Genomic DNA, 22,211 nt, shown 5'->3' on the forward strand with positions numbered 1-22,211 from the left:
CGTCTGCGCCGTGATGTCGGTGGGGCTGGTGGTGTTGGTCGTCGTCAGGGATCTGAACACCGCAGGACAGGCAGCGGGCATTGTGGGGAGCGTGGCCAGCCTGGCGGCACTCGTGCTTGCCCTTTACGCTCTCCACCACCCCCCGGCCGCGCCCGTTCCCGGAACGGGGGACGATGCCGGGGCCCAGTCCTCGACCGGGCCGCGCTCAGTCGTCACCGGCGGCAGCATCGGCCGGGCCGTCACAGGGGACAACAACCGTCTCTCCGGATCCGCGCCCGAACCGCCTGAACCGCACACACCGTCCGTGCCGCCGGGGCAGAGCGGGAGCGGCGGCGACGAGGGTGCGCCCGCGCCCGGAACGCCAGGCGTCCCGCGAGCGGGAGAACGTGCCGTCAGCGCGGGAGGCGACATCGGTGAGGTCGTCACCGGGGACGGAAACACTCTCGCATGACTCCCGGTCTGCCATGGCCGAGAAAGAACACCACCTCCGCCGGCCCGCACCAGGCGTCCGACTCCCCGCCCGGCACGGCACAGACGAGTGGGCGAACCGGGGCGCTCGGCCGGTCCTCGGTGTCCGGGTACGAGGACACAACAGGGACCGGCCGGTCAGCCGAAAACGTGCCGAAGAGCGGTGAGCGGTCGGTCATCATCGGGGGCGATGCCGGCACCGTCGTCACCGGCGACGGCAACACGGTCATCACGGCCGGGAAAAAGGTGCCCTCGCATCTGCGCGACCCCGCGCGGTGGCCGGTCGCCGGGGCCTGGGGAGCCCTGGCCGCGGGAGCCCACCGCGCACGACCCGACGCCGCCAACGACGCCGTTCCGCCGTACATCCCCCGCGATATCGACATCGAGCTGCGACGGCGCCTGGCGGCGGCCGGGCGTGACGGCGGGATGGTTCTGGTGCTGGGGGACTCGACAGCGGGCAAGACCCGTGCGGCCCATGCGGCTCTCCAGGCCGAACTCCCCGAACACCGCGTCTTCGCCCCGCCCGTCGGCACCGATCTACCGGCGGCGGTCCAGGTGATCGAGCGCACGGGCACCGCGTGTGTGGTGTGGCTGGACGACGTGCAGCGGTATTTCGGCCCTGGCGGGCTCGATCCGACGCTCCTGGCGGAGGGGGAGCGGCTGCGGCTGCCGATTCTGGCAACGATGCGCACCAGCCAGTACGAGATCTACACCCGCGCCGACGAGCACCCTCCGGCCATGGACCGAACGGCGCGGCCGACCGTGGATCTGGGGGCGCGCGTGCTGAACCTGGTGCAGCCGATCGAGGTGGCCCGTGTCTGGAGCGAGGAGGAGCTGGAGCGGGCGCGGCAGAGTCAGGACGCGCGGATCGTCGAGGCCACCGTGCACCACGGGTCATACGGCATCGCGGAGTACCTCGCCGCCGGTCCCGCGCTGCTCGCGGAGTGGCGGCGTGCCTGGCGTCCGGGCGGGCACCCACGGGGCGCGGCCCTCGTCGCTGCCGCCGTCGATCTGGCAAGGACCGGGCTGCGTTCGCCGTACCGGACCACTGTGCTCACCGAGCTGCACAGCCACTATCTGAACGAACAGGGCGGCCCGCGGCTGCGGCCCGAGCCCCTGGAACAGGCCCTGGAATGGGCGAGCCGACTCCGCTACGGCGCCGCCAGCCCGCTGATCCCCGCGGAAGCGGCGGACGGCGGCGGGCACGGCGGCGCAGGTGACCGTGCGGAGGGGGTCTGGGAGGTGTTCGACTACCTCACCGAGCACACCGCAGGCCCCGTACCCGAGGTCGTCTGGAACACCGCACTGGCCGGCGCGGCCGATGACGACGAGCGCGTCACCATCGGCTTCTACGCCTACCGGAACGGTGTCGCGGACGTGGCCGAGACGGCCCTGCGGCCCGCAGCGGCGGCCGGAACCCGCTATGCGGCCAACAACCTCGGCATTCTGCTCTCCGACGCCGGGCGCATAGAGGAAGCCGAAGAACTGTTGCGGTCCGCAGTGGAGGCAGGGGACCGCCAGGCGACGAACACCCTGGGCACTGTGCTCTGCCAGGCCGGACGCTGGGAGGAAGCCGAGACCGTCCTGCGCTCCGCGGCCGACGCCGGACACCCCACGGCCGCCTGCAACCTCGCCATCCTGCTGCGCAACGCCGGCCGCACCGAGGAGGCCGAAGCGCTCTACGCCGCCGCGGCCGACGCCGGGGACACCGACGCCGCCTTCAGCCTCGGCGATCTCCTCCACCGAGCCGGACGCTGGGAGGAAGCCGAGACCGCCCTGCGTTCCGCGGCCGACGCCGGGCACAAGACAGCGGCCGCCGCCCTCGGTGCCCTGCTCCATGAAACCGGCCGTACCGAGGAAGCCGAAGCCCTCCTCCGCCCCCTCGCCGAATCGGGCGATGAGGCCGCCCTCAACAACCTCGGCAATGTCCTCAACGACATCGGACGGACAGCGGAGGCCGAACAATTCTACCGTTCCGCGGCCGACGCGGGGAACACCTACGCCGCCGTCAATCTCGGCGCTCTCCTCGGCCGCACCGGCCGCGTCGAGGAAGCCGAAGCCGCCCTCCGGCCCTTGACCGAGGCCGGCGACACAGCCGCGGCCAGCAGCCTCGGCCTCCTGCTCTGGGACGTGGGCCGCGCCGACGAAGCCGAACCTCTCCTGCGGACCGCGGTCGATGCCGGCATCCTCCACGCCGCCTCCAACCTCGGGGCCCTCCTTCATGAGACAGGACGCGAGAACGAGGCCATGGCCGTGTGGCGCCCCGCGGCCGAAGCCGGACAGCCGGGTGCTGCCCACAACCTCGGTACCGCGCTGTGGAGGGCGGGACGCCTCAAGGAAGCCGAGCCCTTTCTGCGCGCCGCGGCGGAATCCGGGCACAGCGAAGCCGCCAACAGTCTGGGGCTCCTCTGCGTCCAGAGCGGACGCATCGCCAAGGCGGAACGCGTCTGGCGCGCCGCGGCCGAGGCCGGAGACATCGCCGCCACCACCAACCTGGGCAAGCTGTTGACCGACACCGGACGCGCCGAGGAAGCCGAACCCCTCCTGCGGACCGCAGCCGACATGGGCGCCCCTGAAGCCGCGAACAACCTTGGCGTACTGCTCCACGGAGCCGGCCGCCTCGACGAAGCCGAATCCGCGCTTCGTGCAGCAGCCGACGGCAACCACCTCGCCGCCCACAACAACCTCGGCATCCTCCTGCGCCAGACCGGACGCACCGAGGAGGCGGAGACCTGCTTCCGCACCGCGGCTGACGCCGGACACATCGACGCCGCGCACAACCTCGGCAATCTGCTCACCGACACGGGACGGGCCGAGGAGGCCGAGGCTGTCCTGCGTACCGCAGCCGATGCCGGACACGTCCCCGCCTCGTACAACCTCGGCCGCCTGCTTCAGGAAGCAGGCAGCACCAAACAGGCGCGGCTGTACCTCCGTACCGCCGCTGATGCCGGGCACACGGACGCCACCTACCGGCTCGGCAACCTGCTTGACCAGGCCGGACGCACAAAGAAGGCCGAGGAGCTCTACCGCGCCGCCGTCACCGGGGGACACCCCGAAGCCGCCCGCACACTCGCCGACCTGCTCCGCCGGACGGGCCGGGCACGGGAGGCCGGGGAACTGGAACGGAAGGTGTCTCGGGCAGGGCGTTCAGCGGCGAGGGGAGTCTTCGGCCGGCTGTGAGGGGTTGTCCTGGGTGCTGTGGCGAGCTCCGCGGCCAAGTCGTCCCGTTCGATGACGAGTTCGTGATTAGACTCGGTGATCAGTGTGTCGACTGATGGATCAAAGGAGATGGAATGAGGCAGCCTCCCTTCGCTGCTCTGTCCACCGCGCTTGCGAGTCTTGGGACGGTGCTGGGCTTGTTCACGGTCCAGTTGCGCGCGGACGGTTACGAGCAGTACGTCGAGTCCATGGCCAACGCCAGTGTCGTGATGTGGATCACGGCCTGCCTGACGGTCGTGACGTGGATCCGCTACCGGGAGACAAACTCGAACTGAGCTCCACGGGTGCCGACCGGCGCCGGGCATCCGGCCCGGCGCCGGTCGGGTGCGGGGAGGGCGTTCGGCTCAGCGGGGCATCTGCTCCCAGCTCTCATCCGGCGTGCCGTTGCACGCGTACTGGATCACCCCGGCACCGTCATCGAGGTGCGAGGCGGCTGCCATGCACGTGCCCGGGTATGTGTTGCGTACGAAGTAGCCCGTCCTGCCGTTGGAGTCCGTGGTCTCCTCGAAGACCCAGCGCTCGTCCCGGGCGTTGTTGCAGCCCCACTGGATGACGGGGGCGCCGTTCCCGGTCTTGCCGCCGCCGCCCGCGCACCGGGCACTGTAGGAGTTGCGCAGGTAGACGCTGTGGTCGGCCGCCCTGGGCTTGAGAGAGAACACGGAGCGGCGATGCAGACTCCTTGGGGAGCACCATTGAGCGGCCCACCACCTCCTCCACCGCACATCGGCAAAGGACTTGCGGCCTCGGCGCGTCTGGTACGTGGTCGCCGCGGTGCTGGGGCTCGTACTGGCTGGTGTCGGTGCCACCGTCCTCGTGGTGGGGGTGAAGAGCACCGCGGACTCGATCGACACCGCCCACAGCTTCTCCAGCGGCGAGCCGCAAGAGTTCACATTCGTTCAAGGGGCGCCAAGGCAGATATACGTCTCCCAGTCCATGAAGGGCCACGTCGAGTGTGCGATCCCGGAGATGCGGTCCGGATCGATGAGGCACCCGAGCACCAGCCTCGAGGTCACGGCCGGGTCGCGCACGTGGGAGCGCATCTTCGAGGTGGAGCCCGGCGGCAGCGGCACACACACTCACCTGCACCTCAGAGCGGTCGGGCGCCGAGTTCTCGGTGGGGGACGACCCCCATTCCACCGTCGGCGGCTCGCCACCATGTGGCCTCCTGGGGCCCACCGCCCTCTGGTTCCAACGCCGTGGCCCGCGCCCGGGCCACGGCCCTGATGGCGATCAGACGCGGTCGGCTGCGATCAGGACGTACTGGAAGGAGCCGTCCTTGTAGGAGTTGATGAACGCTTCTTCAATGCCGGTGACCAGTGAGGACGTGGCCCGCAGCTCCCAGTAGGGCAGGGTCGCGGGAGTGAGATCGATGACGGCATGCGGTACGAGACGGTTGTCGGCCATGGCGCGCAGGTATTCCCGACGGGAGTGGATGTTGCACTCGAAGTGCGCGTTGATCTGGGAGACGTACTTCGAGGGCTGGCCGTAACGCGGGTTCCAGCAGCCGGTGATGGTCACGTAGCGGCCGCCGACCGCGAGGATGCGGGAGTGCTCGGCGAAGAGGTCGTGCAGGTCGACGTACATGCTCGACTCGTTGTTCCACGAGGCCGCGGCCCGCCCGGTCTCGAAGGGCGTATCGAGCATGTTGCAGACGCGGGCGTGGACATGGTCCTCGATGCCGAGTTCGCGGGCACGCTGGTTGGCGAAGTCGGCCTGCTTGGCCGACAGTGTGACGCCCTCGACCCCGCACCCGAAGCGCTGGTGGGCCATGACCATCGAGCCGCCGCGGCCGCAGCCGGCGTCCACGAGCGTGTCGTCGCCCTCAATGGGGCCGAGATGGTCCAGGAGGAGTTCGGCCTGTGCCGACTCCAGGCGGTGGAGCTCGGCGATCAGCTTCTTCTCATATGTGCTGTCGGTGGCGTCGCCGAGGGCGGTGTGGTCGACGTCCCCGATCCCGTAGTGGTGGTGGTAAAGGCCGTCGACATCGCCGAGACGCAGGTTCACGGGCCTGGCCTCGCGGTCCCAGTAGCGGGCGATGTCCCCCTGGTAGGGCGTCACCGGGGCCGGGATGAACACGGAAGTGGCGGCGGTGGCGACGTCGGCGCTGAGTTCGGTGCTGGTCACAGATAAGTCCATTCCTCTTACCAGAAATCGGGCAGGCTGTAGCGAAAGGTGTTGGTCTGGTGCCAGTAGTGGTTGCCGTCGACCCACACGGCCACGCCCCGCAGAAAGCGCTGCAGGCTCGGGACGGGGCAGGCGGTGGCCACGGCTGCGGCTTCGGTCTCGAAGGCGTGCATGAGGTCGTTGTGGACCTCGACCGCCTTCAGATAGGCATCGCGGTCGGAGAGACCCTCACGCTCGGCGATCACCACGGGCAGGTTCAGATGCCGTCCGGGGCTGGCGAGTTCCTTCGTATACGAGTACAGGTCGTTCACGATGGTCGTGGCGTTCCCGGCGAGGGCGATGACCCGCTGCACGGCGGGCTGAGCGTGCAGGTCGGCCGGCAGTTCGTAGCCACCGACGGCGTCGGTGATGGTGGGGCAGGGGCGGAAGTTGTTGAACTGGCGCATCGCCAGGTATTCCCACACCTCGGGAATGTGGTCCGTCTCGGCCCAGGCGGCCTCGGCGAGGTACCCCATGTGCAGCCGGGCCATGTCGTGCCGGAACCGGTCGGCCTGGGAGGGGGTGGTCAGCTGGACGAAATACTCCATGGCGGAGCGGTAGGCGCGTCGAGGCGCGTCCGAAAGGAGCGACTCCGCCCACAGCGGCTGATACTCCTCCGTCGTATGCAGGGGGTCGAGTGCGGTGTGCGCCAGCAGAAGGCGTCCGCCGAGGCCGATCGGCGAGCCTCCGTGGTCCTCGCAGTAGCAGTCGTCCACCGCGTTCTCGGCCACCATCAGGCGCGTGGCGAGCATCACGTGGTCGACGGTGGGAGCGTCCGGATGGCAGGCGACCATGTAGCGCCCCACGGCGAAGCCGTCGAACTGATCCTCCCAGTCCTCGGGGTACAGGTCGACCTCGTCCAATGCCCAGGCCTTGATCCTGCGACTGACCTCCTCCACCCGCACGGGGTCGGGCTCCGGCACCGGGTGGTGGTAGAGGCCCGGGATCGGGGTGCCTTCCGCCGGAGCCGCCGGCGGCTCCAGCGGCGTAGGCCGCTCCGCGCGCCGGGCCAGGTTCAGGCTTGCCGTGCCCAGACCGCTGGGGCCGCGCAGGATCCGTTCCAGGCCGACGCGGGGTGTCCGCGCCCCGGCGGCGGGGATCTCGACGGGCGGCGGGGCGGGCAAGGGAGGCGCAAGGTGCCGGGAGGCGATGGCGGTCTTGATGTCGCGGGCGCGGGCGGCGGCCTCGGCGAGGACGTACGGCCCGGAGCGGGAGGCGGTCGCGGGGCGGCCCGATGGGCTCGATGGGGGAGGCGAAGGCTCAGGGGCGGGCATCCATGGCTCCTCGGTGGGGTGGGTGACTGTCCCGGATCCCGGGCGTGCCCGGCCGGTCCGGAGAGAGGCCGGTCCGGAGAGAGGCCGGTCCGTCGTAGCCGCCGGGGTGCGCCCGGTCCTCCGGTCGTGGCTGAGGCGGCACTAGTCGTGGCTGCGGGCGATCTGCACGTTCTCCAGCACACCGAGCGCGTCCGGTACCAGGACGGCGGCGGAGTAGTAGGTGCTGACGAGGTAGGAGATGATCGACCTTTCGTCGATGCCCATGAAGCGCACCGACAGCCCCGGTTCGTACTCCTCCGGAAGACCGGTCTTGCGCAGACCGATGACGCCCTGGTTGTCCTCTCCGGTGCGCATGACCAGGACCGAGCTGGTGTTCTCTTTGGTGATGGGGATCTTGTTGCAGGGCAGGATCGGGACCCCGCGCCAGGCCGGGACCTGTTGTCCGCCGAGGTCGACGTGGTTCGGGTAGAGGCCACGGGAGTTGAACTCACGCCCGATCGCAGCGATCGTCCTCGGGTGGGCGAGGAAGAACTTGGAGCCGCGGCGGCGGCACAGCAGCTCGTCGAGGTCGTCCGGGGTGGGCGGACCGGAGTGGGTCTGGATGCGCTGCTTGAAGTCGGCGTTGTGGAGCAGACCGAACTCCCGGTTGTTGATCAGCTCGTGCTCCTGGCGCTCGCGCAGTGCCTCGATGACGAGCCTGAGCTGTTCCTCGGTCTGGTCCATCGGGTCGTTGTAGAGGTCGGCGACCCTCGTGTGGATCCTCAGAACGGTCTGCGCGACGGAGAGTTCGTACTCGCGCGGCTTCAGCTCGTAGTCGACGAACGTACCGGGCAGCGCGGGTTCGCCGGTGTGACCGGCCGACAAGGCGATCTCGGCCTCGCCGCGGCGGTTCCGCCGTCGGCCGAGAAGCGAACGGAACTCCCGGACGTGGTCCTGGAGGCCGGGCGCCGCGGACAGCGCGGCGTCGAAGTCGGCGCGGTCCAGGGTGAGCAGGGTGCCGGCGGTCTCGGCGGTGGCGGTGCAGGCCCACCGGGCCCCCGAGTCCAACAGAACGTCCTCACCGAACCGGTCGCCGTCGGCCAGTACGGCAACGGTGGTCTCGTCGCCGTACTTGCCCACGGAGGTCTGCCGGACGCGGCCGTGGGCGATCAGGTGCAACTGCTCGGCGGGTGCACCGCGCACGACCAGCGTTTCGCCCGCACGGAAGTCGCGTTGGACACACCGGTCGGCGATCGCGGTCAGCACCTCCACGTCCTCGAAGCCACGCAGCAGGGCCAGTTCGCCGAGCTCGCGGGGGATCACCCGTACGTCGGCACCGTCCTGGACGAACTCGACGCGCCCATCGCCGACGGTGTGACTCAGCCGACGGTTCACCCGGTAGGTGCCGCCTCCGACCTCAACCCAGGGAAGTGTCCGCAGCAGCCAGCGAGAGGTGATCCCCTGCATCTGCGGGGCGGACTTGGTCGTGGTGGCGAGGTTGCGGGCGGCCGCCGTGCTCAGGCTCGACTGCCGAGGCGGCTCCAGCGGTGCTCCCGGGCCGGTGTCAACTGTCATCGGGCGAGCTCTCCTTCGAAAGGGCGGTGTCTGGCGTGCGTGCATGTCGCCGGGAAAGGAGGGGGCAAACATCCAGGAATCGTTCAGATCCCCAGGAACGCTAGCGGCTCGTGTGCCCAGTCGGCCCTGTTGGGACATTGACATTAACTCGATAAGATGATCTTGCGCTGCGCAAGGTTTGCCCGGGTGGTCGATAGACCGCAGACGCGATCGTGAGCGCGCTCGGGCTCGGCGCCGAGGCGTGGGGTCCGCGATCGGCGAAGGACTGCGCATCGACGGCGCCCATGTCCGAAACCGATGGGCTGGGACCAGCTCGCCGTCTCATTCACGGTGCTGTGTGCGGCTGTTGGTGGGTGCCTGCGAGCCGGCGCCGCCCCGATGGCGGCCACCAGGAGGGCTCGCCGAAAGAACCGCGTGACGTGTTTCGGGTCGCTCCGGCCATCCGGAGCACCCGTCAGATCACGTCGCCGGGCGCCGGATGCGACAAAGGCGTGCCGCACGAGTGCATCGGTGGCGGCCGGCAGCGAAGTGTCAGGCCGACGGTGAGGAGGACGGCCGCCCGGTCGACATCACCTTGGCCACGCTCTGCTCACGAACGCGGTGATCTTCCGCCGCTGGTCCAGCGCCGCCACCACTGACGTTGCGGCGCCGGACCGCGATCACCGGGTTCCGGCCGGAGCGTCCCGTGTTGCCGTTGGCGTGCGAGCCATGGGCGGCGGAGCCGTGCACTTCGGGCCGGGTTCCGGGCCGGAGCCTCAGCCGTTGGCCAGGGTGCGGCCGAGGAGGGGCAGCAGGCGGTCCCAGTGGTGCTGCAGTGCGGCGGGGTCGAAGGCGTCCGTGTCGGACATGGTGAAGCCGTGGACGGTGCCGGGGTAGATCTCGGAGGTGTATTCGACACCCGCGGCGTCCAGGGCCTGGTTGAGTTCGCCGAGGGCCTCGGGCGTCATGTCCGTTTCGGCATGGCCGAGGTGGACCTGGGCGGAGAGCTTGGAGATGAGGCGCCGGCTGTCGGCCCCGTCGGCGCCCACGGGGCCGTGGAATCCGGCGACGGCGGCCACCTGGCCGGGGTGGGCCGCGGCGGTGCGCATCGCCAGGAGGCCGCCGATGCAGTAGCCGGTCACCGCGACCGGTCCGGCGCCGACCTCGGGCTGGGCGGTGAGGAACCTGAGGTAGGCGTCGGCGTCGCTCAGGACGCGTTCGGCGGTGTGCGCCTCGATCAAGGGCATCAGCTGGGCGATGATCGCGGGCCTGGCCTCTTCTCCGATGTACTCGGGAAGTTCGATCACCGGTGCCGGGCCGTGCCGGTAGAAGAAGTTGGGGACGAGCACGTAGTACCCGTGCCCGGCCAGTTCGCGGGCCATCTCCCGCAGTACGGGCCGGATGCCGAAGGCGTCCGCGTACATCAGCACCCCTGGGTGCCGGTCGCCGTGGTCGGGGAAGGCGGCGAAGGCGTCGGCCTGGCCGTCCGTGGTGGGAATCTGCAACATCGTGCTGGGAATAGCGGATCTTCCTTCCTTGGAGTTCACCGAGTTAGAGTTTATGACACTAACGATTTCGGCGTGGGCGAACGTACAGCGTTAGCCGGACTAACGCAATCGGTAGGATGGGTACCATGATCAGATCCGACGCCACGGACATGCCCGACGACGGCGCGCTCAAGACGCCCGACAGGCTGCGTCGGCGGGCGAGCCGGTTGTTGTCGCAGCTGGCCGTGCGGTCGGACCGGCTGATCAGCGAGGGGCTGGCCCAGGTCGACGCCCGCAAGTGGCATTACGCCGTGCTCGCCTCTTTGCAGGAGTACGGGCCGGGCAGCCAGGCGGAGCTGAGCCGGCGCTCCGGCATCTACCGCAGCGACATGGTCGGCGTGCTCAATGAACTGGCCGAGCGCGACCTCGTCGAGCGGGTGCCGGATCCCGACGACCGGCGCCGCAACATCATCACGATCTCCGCCCGAGGCCGCCGTCGCCTGCCCCGCCTCGACAAGGTCCTGGACGACCTCCACGACGAACTGCTCGCGCCGCTGAGTCCGGCCGAACGCGACCAGCTCGTGCAGTTGCTCACCCGCCTGCTGGACCATCACACCCGGACCTCCTGACCCCGCGTCGTGGGGCGTCGCCGGCGAGAACGAGCTGATCCGCGCGGCCTTCGCGCGCGGCCGTGCCGGCGGCTCGACGGCCCGCGGATCGCGGTCCGCGTAGGACACCGCGCCGCCGCTGAGCGCCAGGGCCGCCAAAACCGTCAGCAACCCGAGTGTGGCCGTGCCGCCGACGGCGAGCACACCGGCTCCCGGTTGCGCCGCAAGCGTCGGACTGACCGCCTGGTTGGCGTCGACCAGGTTGTCCGAACAGCACGCCGCCAAGGACGGGTTGACCGAGGCGGGCAGGGGGACGAGATTGTGGGCGGCCCACGGCACGCTGACCAACTCGTCGTACGGTCCTCCCCGGTGACCCCCTATGGTGGCGCCGTAGCTGGCGAGCGGCGGAACCGCGCGGCAGGCACCGGGCCGTCGCCGCGTACCAGTCGCCGATCCAGGTCGCAGGCGGCGGACGCGAGGGGACGCACCAGCGCGTCCGTGTCTTCCTCGCCCACGGCAGCGGAAACCTCCCGCCACTCCAGACCGCTCGGGCCGACCACCATCGGACTTCGCACGACGACCACCCCGGCTCTTCGCGGCCCGGACAAGGGCGGGATGGCCTCACCATCGCCCTGCCCCTGGTCACCGTGAGGTGGAAACGACAAGTGAACGAGGACACGTTAACGACGACAAGTGGTCTCGCGGGTGAGCGCCCCGATGGAGGTTCGCGCCAGGGCCTTGGGCAGAATCGGCCACCGTGAAGAAGAACCGCATCGCCTTGCTGACCCTGGCCGCCGCCCTGCTGGTCGCCACCACCGTGGTGGCCACGCTCCTGATCACCGACTCCAGCGGAGAGGCATCCATCGGCAGGGCCGCAGTCCGCAACGGGGACCTCGGCCTGCCCCCGCTGAAGGACGGCGAGATCCTGGCCGCGAACGAATGGCCGGACGCCTGCACGCTGATTGACCAGGAGGACGTCAAGGCGATTCTTCCGGACGCCGAGGACATCCAGCAGGAGCAACGCCGGGTCTACGCGCCCTCGATCAAGGACTTCGCCGCGGACCGCTCGTGGAAGGAGAGCGACAGCGCCGAATCCGGCCGATGCGACTACGACATGCGGCTGCCGGGCGAGAGGTACCGCGCCACCCACGTCTGGATCCGTGTCGATGCCGTGGCCTCTCCCGAGCTCATAGCCGGTTACTACAAGGCGGTCGCGCCGGGCGCCGACATCAAAGGGAACGGCGCCGACCTCTGTGCGATCAACGGCCTGTCCGACGGCAGCTGGACGTGCCGCACGGGCGCCTTGATGTTCACGGTTGGCGGGCAGACCACCACGACGTTCGACGGCCAGTCGGACGCGGCCCCCTTCGTCTGGCGCGACAAGGTGGCCCCGCAGTTCGTTACGACGGTCACCGAGAAGGTCACGTAGTACGGGCCCGGCCCAGACAGCGCTTAGTCGCTCCCGTGCGCGCGCAGGAAGGCCTCCACGGCCGCATCCGCCACGCCGCGCAGCTCGGTGGCGGGGACGCGACGGGTGTCGGCCGCTGCCTCGATGGTGTGGCGGAATGTTCGTGCTGGGCCTACGGGTCCTGCAATCGGCCCTGGTCTACGTGAACACCTCATGCTGCAGGAGATCCTCGACGAACCGGAGTGGGCCAACTTCCTCACACCCGCTGACCGACGCGGCCTGACCCCGCTGTTCTGGTGCCATATGCGCCCGTACGGGGAGGTGAACCTCGACATGGACGCCCGCCTGAACCTCGCCACGGTCACCGTGCCGAGCCCCCGGTCGTCGGCGGACGCCGACGACCAGCAGTTCCGACCCCTGGGCTGCGTCCGCTGCGGCAGATTCACCACGATGACGAGCTGATCAGGACTGAGCCCGGAGGGAGGCAGGCGGGACACGACAATCGGGCCTACTTTCGAAATCGCCGAAAATCAGGGCCGTGTTCCGGCAAGGCTCTGCGAAAACCCCCTGTGCGGCGTTACGGTCCGAACAGCATCTGCGACACGGGGAGGGCAGGATGCTCGATCAGGTGTTGACCGCACTGGCTGCGTCCGGCGGTACGGCAGTGGTGACAGCGGCGGGGACGGACGCGTGGGCTGGACTGCGTCAGGCGGTGGCGCGCTGGCTCGGCCGGGGCGACGCGCAGCGCGAGCAGGACGAACTGGAGCGCCTGGACCGGACCGGGGCCGCCATCCAGGCCGCGGACCCGGCCGATGCCGAGCTGGCCCGGCTCCGCTTGGAGGGGTCCTGGCAGGCCCGTATCGAGGCAGTGCTGGAAAGCCTGAGCGAAGGCGAGCGTGACCAGGCCGCCGACCAGCTGCGCGGCCTGCTGGCGCGGCATGCCCCGCAGGGCGCCGCGACTGCCGGGCCGGGTGGCCTGGCAGTGGCCGGCGACATAAATGTCCGCGCAGACGGCGGCTCGATCGTGGCCGGGGTGATCTCTGGAGGGGCGCATACCGGCACCCCTCCGGCGCCGGATCCGTCCCAGGGCTGAACGGGCCCGGCCACCACCAGCCCACCCCCACCCAGCCGCCTCCCACCGGTCAGCAGCTGGGAAGCATCACCGCCCACGCCAGCGACCACAGCATGACCGTCGGCTACGTGGCCGACGGCGGCCAGGTCGCCTACTACGCCGCGCCGCGAACCCCGGCGCCCTGGCCTCACAAGGTTGGCGTCCTCCCCCGCGCAGCAGCGGCCTTCCAGGAACGAGACGAGATCGAGCAGCTACGGGCAGCAGTGACCGGCGGCGGCACGGCCGTGCTGTGCCAGGTACTGCGTGGCACCGGTGGGGTCGGCAAGACCCAGCTCGCAGCCCACTACGCCCGGCAGGCATGGAACACGGAAGAGCTGGACGTACTGGTCTGGGTCAGCGCCAGCAGTCGGCACGCCGTCATCTCCACCTACGCCCAGGCCGCTGAAGAGTTACTTGCCGCAGAACCCGGTGATCCCGAGCGATCCGCACAGGCGTTCCGGAACTGGCTGGAGCCCAGCCCGCCGCGCTCCGGACCGGTCTGCCGGTGGCTGGTCGTCCTGGACGATGTCACCGACCCCGCCGACATGACCGGCCTCTGGCCCGCGACGAACCCACACGGCCGCACGGTGGTCACCACGCGCCGCCGCGACGTCGCGGTGCCCGGGCAGCGGATCGATCTCGGAGTGTTCACACCCGAGGAGGCAGCCACCTACCTGAGCGGGTTCCTTGCCGAGCACGGGCGGCACGACGACCCGGGCGAGATCCAGGCACTGGCCCAGGACCTCGGCTACCTGCCGCTGGCCCTGTCGCAGGCCGCCGCCTACATCATCGAAGCCGACATCCCCATCGACTGCCCCGGGTGCACGCACACCCACTGCACCAGCTACCGCCGCCGCCTCACCGACCGCACCACCGAGCTCGGCAGCGTGCTGCCGGAGCCCGGCACCCTGCCAGACGACCAGACCACGGCCGTAGCCACCACATGGTCACTGTCCATCGAGCGCGCCGACGCCTTCCGGCCCGTCGGTCTAGCCCGCCCAGCACTCCAACTCGCCGCCATGCTGGATGGCAACGGCATCCCTCAGGACGTCCTGACCAGCCAGCCCGCTCGGCGCTATCTCACCCAGCACCGCACCCAGGCCACGCCTGACCAGGGCTGCGGCAGCGACGTGACGGACCGGGATGTCAGGGACGCGCTGCGGGCCCTGCACCGTCTCAACCTCATCGACCACACCCCCGACATCGCCCACCAAGCCATACGCATCCACCAGCTCATCCAACGTGCCACCCGGGACACCCTGACCTCTCGGGCGTATGACGAAACCGCCCGTGCCGCCGCCGACGCCCTGCTGGCCGTCTGGCCCGACGTCGAACGCGACAGCGCAATCGTCCAGAACCTGCGCGCCAACACCACCGCCCTCACCGGCCATGCCGAAGACGCCTTGTACCAATCCGACGGTGTCCATGGGGTGCTTTTCCACGCCGGCTACAGCCTGGGCCATACCGGCCAAGTTGCGGCCGCCATCGAGCATTTCCACCGCATGGCCAGTGTCGCTCACGACCGCCTGGGACCGGACCACCCCTTCACCCTCACCACCCGGGGCGAACTCCTGCGCTTTCGGGGTGAGGCGGGGGATGTAGCCGGGGCTGCCACTGCCTCCGCCGAGCTGCTGGAGCACATGGTGCGCGTGCTCGGCGACGACCACCCCTCCACCCTCACCACCCGGCACAACCTCGCCCGCTTTCGGGGTGAGGCGGGGGATGCCGCCGGAGCCGCGGCCGCCCTCGCCGAGCTGCTGGAGCACATGGTGCGCGTGCTCGGCGACGACCACCCCTCCACCCTCACCACCCGGCACAACCTCGCCCGCTTTCGGGGTGAGGCGGGGGATGCCGCCGGAGCCGCCACTGCCTTCGCCGAGCTACTGGAGCAAAAGGTGCGACTGCTCGGCGACAACCACCCCTCCACCCTCACCACCCGGGGCGAACTCGCCCGCATTCGGGGTCAGGCGGAGAATGCCACCGGAGCCACGGACGTCTTCGCCGAGCTGCTGGAGCACATGGTGCGGGTGTTGGGACCGGACCACCCCGACACCCTCACCACCCGGGGAAATCTCCTTCACTTTCGAGGTGACGCGGGGGATGCGGCGGGGGCCGCGACTGCCTTCGCCGAGCTGCTGGAGCACATGGTGCGCGTGCTCGGCGATGACCACCCCTCCACCCTCACCACCCGCCACAACCTCGCCTACTGGCGGGGCGAGGCCGGGGATGCGGCCGAAGCCGCGGACGCCTACACCGAACTCCTCGCCGACCGAGTGCGGGTGTTGGGACCGGACCACCCCGACACCCTCACCACCCGGGGGAATATCGCCTACTGGCGGGGGAGGGCGGGGGACGCGGCCGGAGCCGCGGACGCCTTCGCCGAGCTGCTCGCCGACCGGGCGCGGGTACAGGGCGATGACCACCCCGACACCATCGCCACCCGGCGCTATGTCGCACGCTGGCGGGGGAGGGCGGAGGATGCGGCCGGAGCCGCGGACGCCTTCGCCGAGCTGCTGGTGCACTTGGTGCGGGTGTTGGGACCGGACCACCCCGACACCCTCACCACCCGGGGGAATATCGCCTACTGGCGGGGGAGGGCGGGGGATGCGGCCGGAGCCGCGGACGCCTTCGCCGAGCTGCTCGCCGACCGGGCGCGGGTACAGGGCGATGACCACCCCTCCACCCTCACCACCCGGCACAATCTCGCCTGTTGCCAGGGTGAGGCGGGGGATGCGGCCGGAGCCGCGGACGCCTTCGCCGAGCTGCTCGCCGACCGGGCGCGGGTACAGGGCGATGACCACCCCGACACCATCGCCACCCGGCACAATCTCGCCTACTGGCGGGGGATGCAGCTGTTGATGAATCGACCGGTCGATGACCAAGATCGATAAGCGGCGGCACACGGCCTGATCGGCGGCGGAACATGCCCATAAAAGGCGCTTGACACGACCACGCCCGGTGGGCGCCTGGTCTTCCACGTGTTCGCGGCTCCGGCGGAGCTCATCCGCGAACTCATCGTGCAGGGCACCAACGAGGGCCTGGACGCCGCTCGTGCCCGCGGCGCCCGACTCGGCCGCCCGCCGGCGATGACGGAGGAGCAGGTACGTCACGCCCGCGACCTGCTCACCCGCCCAGAGAACACCGCCACCTCGATCGCGAAGCTCCTCGGCGTCTCCAGGAACACGATCTACCACTACGTGCCCGAGGCGAAGGGCGGTCGCCTCGCACTCGCTGAGGCGACGAGTACGCCGGAACTGCCCCAACCCACCAGGTCCGAGAACTGATCACCGCCATGTGCGGCTGGTGACACGGTTCTTACCGGCTCCCCGAGGTGCGCCCGGACACCTCCCACCGAGGGCCGGGCGCCGCACTCAGTACCCCTGGAGGTGCTGCTCGATCAGGTAGGCACGGGTTCCGGCTGCGTGGCTTCCACCGGGGAAACGGACGGCTCGGGCTCGGTGGCCGCCGCCGGCGGCTCCTTTGATGGTGTCGGCTCCTCCGAGGGTGTCGGTTCGCCCGAGGGTGTCGGTTCGCCGTCCCCGCCCGCCGTCGCGATGACAAGGGTGACCGTGCCGCCCCGCTCCAGTGGGGTGTCCGGGGCGGGGGTCTGGGAGATGACGGTGCCGGGGGGCGCGGTGTCCGAAGGCCGTTCGGTGCTCTGGACGGTCAGGCCCGCCGCCTCCAGGGTCCGGGTGGCCTCGTCCTGCGTCGAGCCCTCCACCCGGGGCACCGTGACGGGCTCACCGGCGTTGATGTCCGGGTCCTTGCGGGTGGTGTCACCAGTGGACGGGCCGACGGGGCGGTCGATGACCTTGCCGGGACGGTCCACGTCCCGGAGCACGAACGTCCCGACCTTCTTCTTGCCGGGACGGACGATCACGTCCTTGTCCTTGTTGTGCTTCCACCGCTTGCCGAGGTCGTCCGGGATGTCGACCTTGATCTCACCCAGTCCGTGCTCGGGCTCTTTCAGCGGGTTCCCGCAGTTGCACTTGACGACGGGCACTCCCCGCACATCGACCAGGACCGCGATCCCGGCCTGGAGGAGCGCGTCGTACCCCTCCGCCTTGCCGTTCTTGAAGCGGTGGTTGCGCACGAGGGTGTCGTTCCCGAGCAGTACGGGTGTCAGCTTGTCGACATACTTCTTGATGTCCCCGACTTCAATGCCCAGCACCTCGGCCCAGGCGCGCGCCTTCTCCCTGTTGCCGCTGTCGAGGAGGAAGTTGATCAACGCGCCGATCTTGCAGCGCTTCTTGCTCAGACTGCCCCCGAACAACCCCCTCTTCGCGCCGGATTGCTCCCCACCGGACGCGCCCGGCCTGACTCCGGCACGGTCACCGCCACCCAGCCGTGCGAAGAACGGCGACTCGGCGACCACGCCGACCGCCTCCGCCGCGACGGCGGCCGTCGCGCAGGCATTGGCCAGCAGACCCATTCCCACGACCAGTGCCACCACGGCTGATATCGCCCGACCGACGCTGCCACGATGACGCCGTACTGTACGACCCCCCACGTTGCTCTCCCCCCGATGGCCTGAAAGTCAGGTTTCCCCGTGGGAGAGGTCTTTGTGACCCGTTCGGTCGCGGCTCCTTGAAGTTGTTTGCCCGGAAACGCCTCAGCGGTCTCAGCAGTCTCGCACCGCATCAGGAGTGTGGCAGCGCGGTACGCACGCTCCCTCCATGTGTAGATAGCGAGCGGGCGCTGTGTACCACCACTCCTACGCCTGGAGAATGACCGTCCGGGGGAGGCGGTCGTATGCCGCTGGTGCGGCCGGGTGACGGGCGGGGCCCGTCACCCGGCCGTGGCGGCTATCGCGTGAAGTGGAAGATGCCCCACGTCACATGGTTGTTCCTGCCGCCCTCGACCCAGTTGGTGAGACCTTTCTTCATGCGCGCGAGGTAGTCGGCGCTCACCTGGTCGGCCAGGCCGTCGGCCTCCTGACGCCGCGTCTCGTCCAGCACCCGGGCGTAGTGCGTGATCAGTTGCTGCCGGTGTTCTTCGAAGCCGCCGCCGACCTCGGTGAATCCGAGTCGCGCCAGCTCATGGCGGTAGAAGTCGGGCGAGCCCATGTCCTCCAGGTGGATACGGTCCAGGATGGGGCGCAGTGTCTCGGCCGGGCAGCCGTCCACCGCCATGGGGTCGGTGAAGATCAAGTGGCCGCCGGGGTACAGCACACGGGCGGCCTCTTCCAGCGGGCGGGCGCGGTTGCCGCTGTGCAGCAGGGCGTCCTGGGACCAGACCACGTCGACGCTCTCGTCCGGGAGCGGGATGCTCTCGAACGAGCCGTCCACCACCTCGATGGCCTCGCTGAGTCCGCGCTCGGCGTTCAGGGCGCGGTGCCGGGCGTTCTCCACCTCGCTGAGGTTGAGCGCGATGACCCGGCAGCCGTAGGTCTCGGCGAGGTACCGTGCGGAGCCGCCGAAGCCCGACCCGAGGTCGAGTACGACGGACGAGGAGGTCAGCTCGATCTGTCGCGCCATGCGCTCCACGGTCCGTCTGCTGGCCTCGGCTATCGGCTCGTCAGGCCGGTCGTAGATGCCGATGTGAATGTCTTCTCCTCCCCAGACCTGGGAGTAGAAGGCGTCGGCGTCCGCCGAGTTGTAGTAGTCGCGCGCGGTCCCCACGGCCTGGGAATATTCCATGAGCGGCTCGGGCGTGATCCGGTACTCCTTCTCCGCGACATGAATGAAGAAGTCGGGCCGCTCTTCCCGGTTGGTGTGCTGGAAATCGCCGTACGTCTCGATCCGCTGGAAGCCGACCTCCTGCATGAGCCTGCGCGTGTAGTCCTTGCGCAGCGGGAACATGTTCAGGTGGTAGACGGATTTGTCGGGGAAGCTGTAGCGCATGCGCACCAACCCCTCGTCCACATACTCCGGCTCGACGGCCACGTCCTTCCCGCAGTAGTAGTACACGTGCTTGCTGGTGTAGCCGCGATCAAGGATCGCGTCGTAGTTGCGCTGGTCGAGGACGAGGATCCCGTCGTGCTTGAGCATCGCGTAGAACTCCGCGAGCGCCTTGCGCCGGTCGCGCTCCGAGAACAGATGGGTGAAGGAGTTCCCGAGACAGACGATGGCGTCGTACTCGCCGTGGGCGTCGCGATTGAGCCAGCGCCAGTCCGCCTGTACGACGCGGAGGATGTGCTCACCGTGCTTGAGCCCGTTGTCGAATGCCTGGGCAAGCATCTCGGCGCTGCCATCGGCGCTCACGGTCTCGAATCCAGCCTCCAGCAGCCGGACCGAATGAAAACCGGTCCCCGTGGCCACGTCGAGGACCTTCTTGACGCCACGCTCCCGCAAGAGGTCGATGAAAAACGTTCCCTCGCTCTCCGTCCGCCTCTCCCAATCGATGAGCGAGTCCCACTTTTCGACGAAACTGGGTACGTACTCCTCCGTATAATGGTCGGTGTCCCGGACGTCGACTGGATTGTGTCCGAATTTCTGTACAGGATGCGCAGAAATAACGAAACCTCCGGTGCTGAGACAGCAGACAACGGCACCCGTGCCCGGGGGGCGTATTCCCGGCATCACGAGATGCATGCCGCCGGAAGGGCAACCCCTGTGTAAATGGCAGGGAAATTGATCTCCCGAACCGGAAATAGACTGACTCATCCGGATTTTCACTTGCTTCTTCCCGGAAGCGGCTGTCGTGGTGTCTCCGGCCCCTGGCCCACGCGGCGACGTTGGCGAGGCTGCTGATGCCCTACCCACCGTGGCGACCCGAGCCGCGGCGCGGTCCCGTACCGCTCGGTGTCAGAACGCGGCCGTGAGGATCTCCAGCACCTGGGACTCGGACGGCAGCAGCGGGCTGTTGGCGGTCACCGCGTCCGCCACCGCCCCCGCGGCGATGGAGGGGAGCATGTCCCGCTCGGTGCCGAGTTCCCGCAGCGGGCGCTTGACGTCGACGGCGCCGGAGAGTTGGCGTACGGCCTCGATGGCGGCCCGCGCCCAGTCGCCGTCGGGGGGCGGGGCGAGACACATGGCGCGCGCGGCCTGCTCGTATGCGCCGCGCGCGGCCGGAGCGCTGAATTCCATCACCTCTTCGAGGACAGCGGCGAGGGCGAGCCCGTGCGGAGTGCCGGTGTGGGCGGTGAGCGCGTGGCCGATGCCGTGGACGAGTCCGAGCCCGGAGAGGGTGAGCGCCTGGCCGGCGAGATGGGCGCCGAGCATCAGTTCGGCTCGGGCGTCGAGGTCCGAACCGTTCAGATACGCGGCGGGCAGGGCGCGACTCACCATGGCGACGGCCTGGGTGGCGTAGGCGACGGAAACCGGGTTCGCACCGCGTGAGGCGAGTGACTCGATGCCGTGGACCAGGGCGTCGATGCCGGTGGCCGCGGTGACGGGCGCCGGCAGGCCGAGGGTCAGCTCCGGGTCGAGCAGGGCGATCCGGGGCTTCACGGAGGGGTGGCCGAGGTAGACCTTGCGGCGGGCGGCGATGTCCTCGATGACACCGAAGCCGTTGGTTTCGGCGCCGGTTCCGGAGGTGGTGGGTATCGCGACGAGCGGTAGTCCATCGGCCGCTTCCCACAGGTCGTCCGCGTCGGCGGCCGTGGCGTTCGGGTTGCCGACCAGCAGGGCGATGCCCTTCGCCGCGTCGAGTACGGAGCCGCCGCCGAGGGCGACAACCGTGGCGGTGCCGAACGTACGGGCTCGTGCGGCACCGGCGTCGACGTTGGCGGTCGAGGGATTGGGGGCCACTTCGTCGTGGACGGCGTACTCCAGCCCGGCGGCCTGGAGGATCTTGAGGACCGGCTCGAGGACGCCCGCGGCGCGCAGGCCGGGGTCGGTGACGACGAAGGCGCGATCGTGGCCGGTTGCCGCGATCAGTGCGGGGAGTCGGCCGATGTGGCCGGGGCCGAACTCGATGCGGCAGGTGGGGTCGATGCTCAGCGGTGTGGGACCGCCGGGTCCGGTGGAGGTCATGGGGTGCGGCTCCTGACGTCGTGGTGCGGAGGTGGCGTTCGCCCGTTCTCAGACCGGGAGTGTCGCGTCGGCCGGTGCGGCGGCCGGGTGGGGCAGCCGGAACTCCCGCCCGGCAAGGGCCTCGTAGAGGCGGACGGGGCTCATCTCGCCCGCGAGGTCACCGTGCTCGGTCCTGGAGCGGCGGAAGATCTGCTCGACCACTGCCGACAGTTCGGTGGGCACGCCCAGGTCGCGACCGAGGTCGACGGCGAGGCCGAGGTCCTTGCAGGCGAGCACCATGGCGAAGGAGTCGTCGTAGTCGCCGTCGGTGAGGATGCGAATGAAGTCGTGCTCCAGGAAGTACGAGGCGGCGGAGCTCTTGAGCAGGGAATCACGCAGCAGACCGAGGTCGACGCCCGCCTTGGCACCCATCGCGAACACCTCCGACGTGGCGACGAGCTTGCTGAACCACAGCAGGTTGAGCAGCAGCTTGACCGTGTAACCGGCGCCGAGCGGGCCGACGTGCAGGATCCGCTTCGGATCGCCCATCGCCTCCAGCGCGGGCAGCGCGGTCCGGACGTCGTCCTCGGCACCGCCGACGAAGATCTGCAGGGTGCCCGCCTCGGCGCCGTGCGACATCCCGCATACGGGTGCGTCGAGCCGGCGCACCTTCTTGGCGTCCAGCACCTCGGCGGCGATCCGTTCGGCGGCCGCCGGGGTCGAGGTCGACATATCGACCCACAGGGCACCCGGCGGCAGGGCCGCGGCGGCGCCGCCCCGCAGCAGTACGTCCTCGACGACGCGCGGGGTCGGCAGGCTGGTGATCAGGACTTCCACGCCGTCCGCGCACACGGCGGGCGTGCCGGCCCATTCGGCGCCGAGCGCGAGGTGCTCGGCGGCGGACTCGGGGCGGATGTCGTGCACGGTGACCTGGTGTCCCGCCTGGATCAGATGGCGGGCCATATGGCGTCCCATGTTGCCCAGGCCGATGAAACCGATCCTCATCGTTGTCCTCGCTCTGTTCTGTAGGAGTGTGAAGGAGTGT

At 69.7% G+C, this 22,211-nt stretch carries 16 protein-coding genes and 1 pseudogene; 8 read left to right on the top strand and 9 right to left on the bottom strand.

Annotated elements, in window-relative coordinates:
• Positions 1 to 618 precede the first annotated feature (618 nt).
• The gene (locus HUT19_RS34210; protein ID WP_176184137.1) at positions 619 to 3,648 is read left to right on the top strand and encodes a sel1 repeat family protein; all 3,030 of its coding nucleotides are present in this window, start codon (positions 619 to 621) and stop codon (positions 3,646 to 3,648) included.
• Between the two features lie 113 nt (positions 3,649 to 3,761).
• Entirely contained in the window at positions 3,762 to 3,962 is a 201-nt protein-coding gene (locus tag HUT19_RS34215) for an SCO3870 family protein (protein WP_176184138.1), read from the top strand.
• 69 nt (positions 3,963 to 4,031) lie between these two features.
• Here HUT19_RS34215 and HUT19_RS34220 read toward each other — a convergent pair whose 3' ends face one another.
• The 5 genes from HUT19_RS34220 to HUT19_RS34240 all read right to left on the bottom strand — a co-directional run bounded on the left by HUT19_RS34220 (position 4,032) and on the right by HUT19_RS34240 (position 10,177).
• Positions 4,032 to 4,346 carry an RICIN domain-containing protein gene (locus HUT19_RS34220; RefSeq protein WP_176184139.1) on the bottom strand — a complete coding sequence of 105 codons (315 nt, stop codon included), beginning with the start codon at positions 4,344 to 4,346 and terminating at the stop codon, positions 4,032 to 4,034.
• Positions 4,347 to 4,917: 571 nt separating this feature from the next.
• Positions 4,918 to 5,823 (bottom strand): geranyl diphosphate 2-C-methyltransferase, encoded by a 906-nt coding sequence (locus HUT19_RS34225; protein ID WP_176184140.1) that lies wholly within the window; start codon positions 5,821 to 5,823, stop codon positions 4,918 to 4,920.
• Positions 5,824 to 5,828: 5 nt separating this feature from the next.
• Complete coding sequence (locus HUT19_RS34230) at positions 5,829 to 7,124, bottom strand: family 2 encapsulin nanocompartment cargo protein terpene cyclase (RefSeq protein ID WP_176184141.1); 1,296 nt, start codon at positions 7,122 to 7,124, stop codon at positions 5,829 to 5,831.
• 141 nt (positions 7,125 to 7,265) lie between these two features.
• Positions 7,266 to 8,678, bottom strand: a complete 1,413-nt coding sequence (locus HUT19_RS34235; RefSeq protein WP_176184142.1) for a family 2B encapsulin nanocompartment shell protein — start codon at positions 8,676 to 8,678, stop codon at positions 7,266 to 7,268.
• A gap of 755 nt (positions 8,679 to 9,433) precedes the next feature.
• Positions 9,434 to 10,177 (bottom strand): dienelactone hydrolase family protein, encoded by a 744-nt coding sequence (locus HUT19_RS34240; RefSeq protein ID WP_176187628.1) that lies wholly within the window; start codon positions 10,175 to 10,177, stop codon positions 9,434 to 9,436.
• Positions 10,178 to 10,290: 113 nt separating this feature from the next.
• Between HUT19_RS34240 and HUT19_RS34245 the strand changes: the two genes are divergently transcribed.
• The 6 genes and pseudogenes from HUT19_RS34245 to HUT19_RS34270 all read left to right on the top strand — a co-directional run.
• The gene (locus tag HUT19_RS34245; RefSeq protein ID WP_176184143.1) at positions 10,291 to 10,773 is read left to right on the top strand and encodes a MarR family winged helix-turn-helix transcriptional regulator; all 483 of its coding nucleotides are present in this window, start codon (positions 10,291 to 10,293) and stop codon (positions 10,771 to 10,773) included.
• 736 nt (positions 10,774 to 11,509) lie between these two features.
• Positions 11,510 to 12,181: a hypothetical protein gene (locus HUT19_RS34250; RefSeq protein WP_176184144.1), complete on the top strand. Its 672-nt coding sequence runs from the start codon at positions 11,510 to 11,512 to the stop codon at positions 12,179 to 12,181.
• A gap of 192 nt (positions 12,182 to 12,373) precedes the next feature.
• Entirely contained in the window at positions 12,374 to 12,622 is a 249-nt protein-coding gene (locus HUT19_RS34255) for a hypothetical protein (RefSeq protein ID WP_176184145.1), read from the top strand.
• A 154-nt stretch (positions 12,623 to 12,776) separates the two neighbouring features.
• Complete coding sequence (locus tag HUT19_RS34260) at positions 12,777 to 13,253, top strand: hypothetical protein (protein WP_176184146.1); 477 nt, start codon at positions 12,777 to 12,779, stop codon at positions 13,251 to 13,253.
• A 92-nt stretch (positions 13,254 to 13,345) separates the two neighbouring features.
• Positions 13,346 to 16,162 (top strand): tetratricopeptide repeat protein, encoded by a 2,817-nt coding sequence (locus HUT19_RS34265; RefSeq protein WP_176184147.1) that lies wholly within the window; start codon positions 13,346 to 13,348, stop codon positions 16,160 to 16,162.
• 60 nt (positions 16,163 to 16,222) lie between these two features.
• Positions 16,223 to 16,555 (top strand): annotated as a pseudogene (locus tag HUT19_RS34270) (recombinase family protein); the annotation flags it as partial.
• Between the two features lie 113 nt (positions 16,556 to 16,668).
• Here HUT19_RS34270 and HUT19_RS34275 read toward each other — a convergent pair.
• The 4 genes from HUT19_RS34275 to HUT19_RS34290 form a co-directional block, all read right to left on the bottom strand.
• Entirely contained in the window at positions 16,669 to 17,721 is a 1,053-nt protein-coding gene (locus HUT19_RS34275; protein WP_176184149.1) for a DUF6777 domain-containing protein, read from the bottom strand.
• A 355-nt stretch (positions 17,722 to 18,076) separates the two neighbouring features.
• Positions 18,077 to 19,564: a class I SAM-dependent methyltransferase gene (locus HUT19_RS34280; protein WP_217712310.1), complete on the bottom strand. Its 1,488-nt coding sequence runs from the start codon at positions 19,562 to 19,564 to the stop codon at positions 18,077 to 18,079.
• Positions 19,565 to 20,017: 453 nt separating this feature from the next.
• Complete coding sequence (locus HUT19_RS34285; RefSeq protein ID WP_176184153.1) at positions 20,018 to 21,187, bottom strand: iron-containing alcohol dehydrogenase family protein; 1,170 nt, start codon at positions 21,185 to 21,187, stop codon at positions 20,018 to 20,020.
• A gap of 48 nt (positions 21,188 to 21,235) precedes the next feature.
• A complete protein-coding gene (locus tag HUT19_RS34290; RefSeq protein WP_176184155.1) occupies positions 21,236 to 22,171 on the bottom strand; it encodes an NAD(P)-dependent oxidoreductase in 936 nt (311 codons plus the stop codon).
• Positions 22,172 to 22,211 lie beyond the last annotated feature (40 nt).

This window comes from Streptomyces sp. NA02950 (assembly GCF_013364155.1).
Lineage (GTDB): Bacteria > Actinomycetota > Actinomycetes > Streptomycetales > Streptomycetaceae > Streptomyces.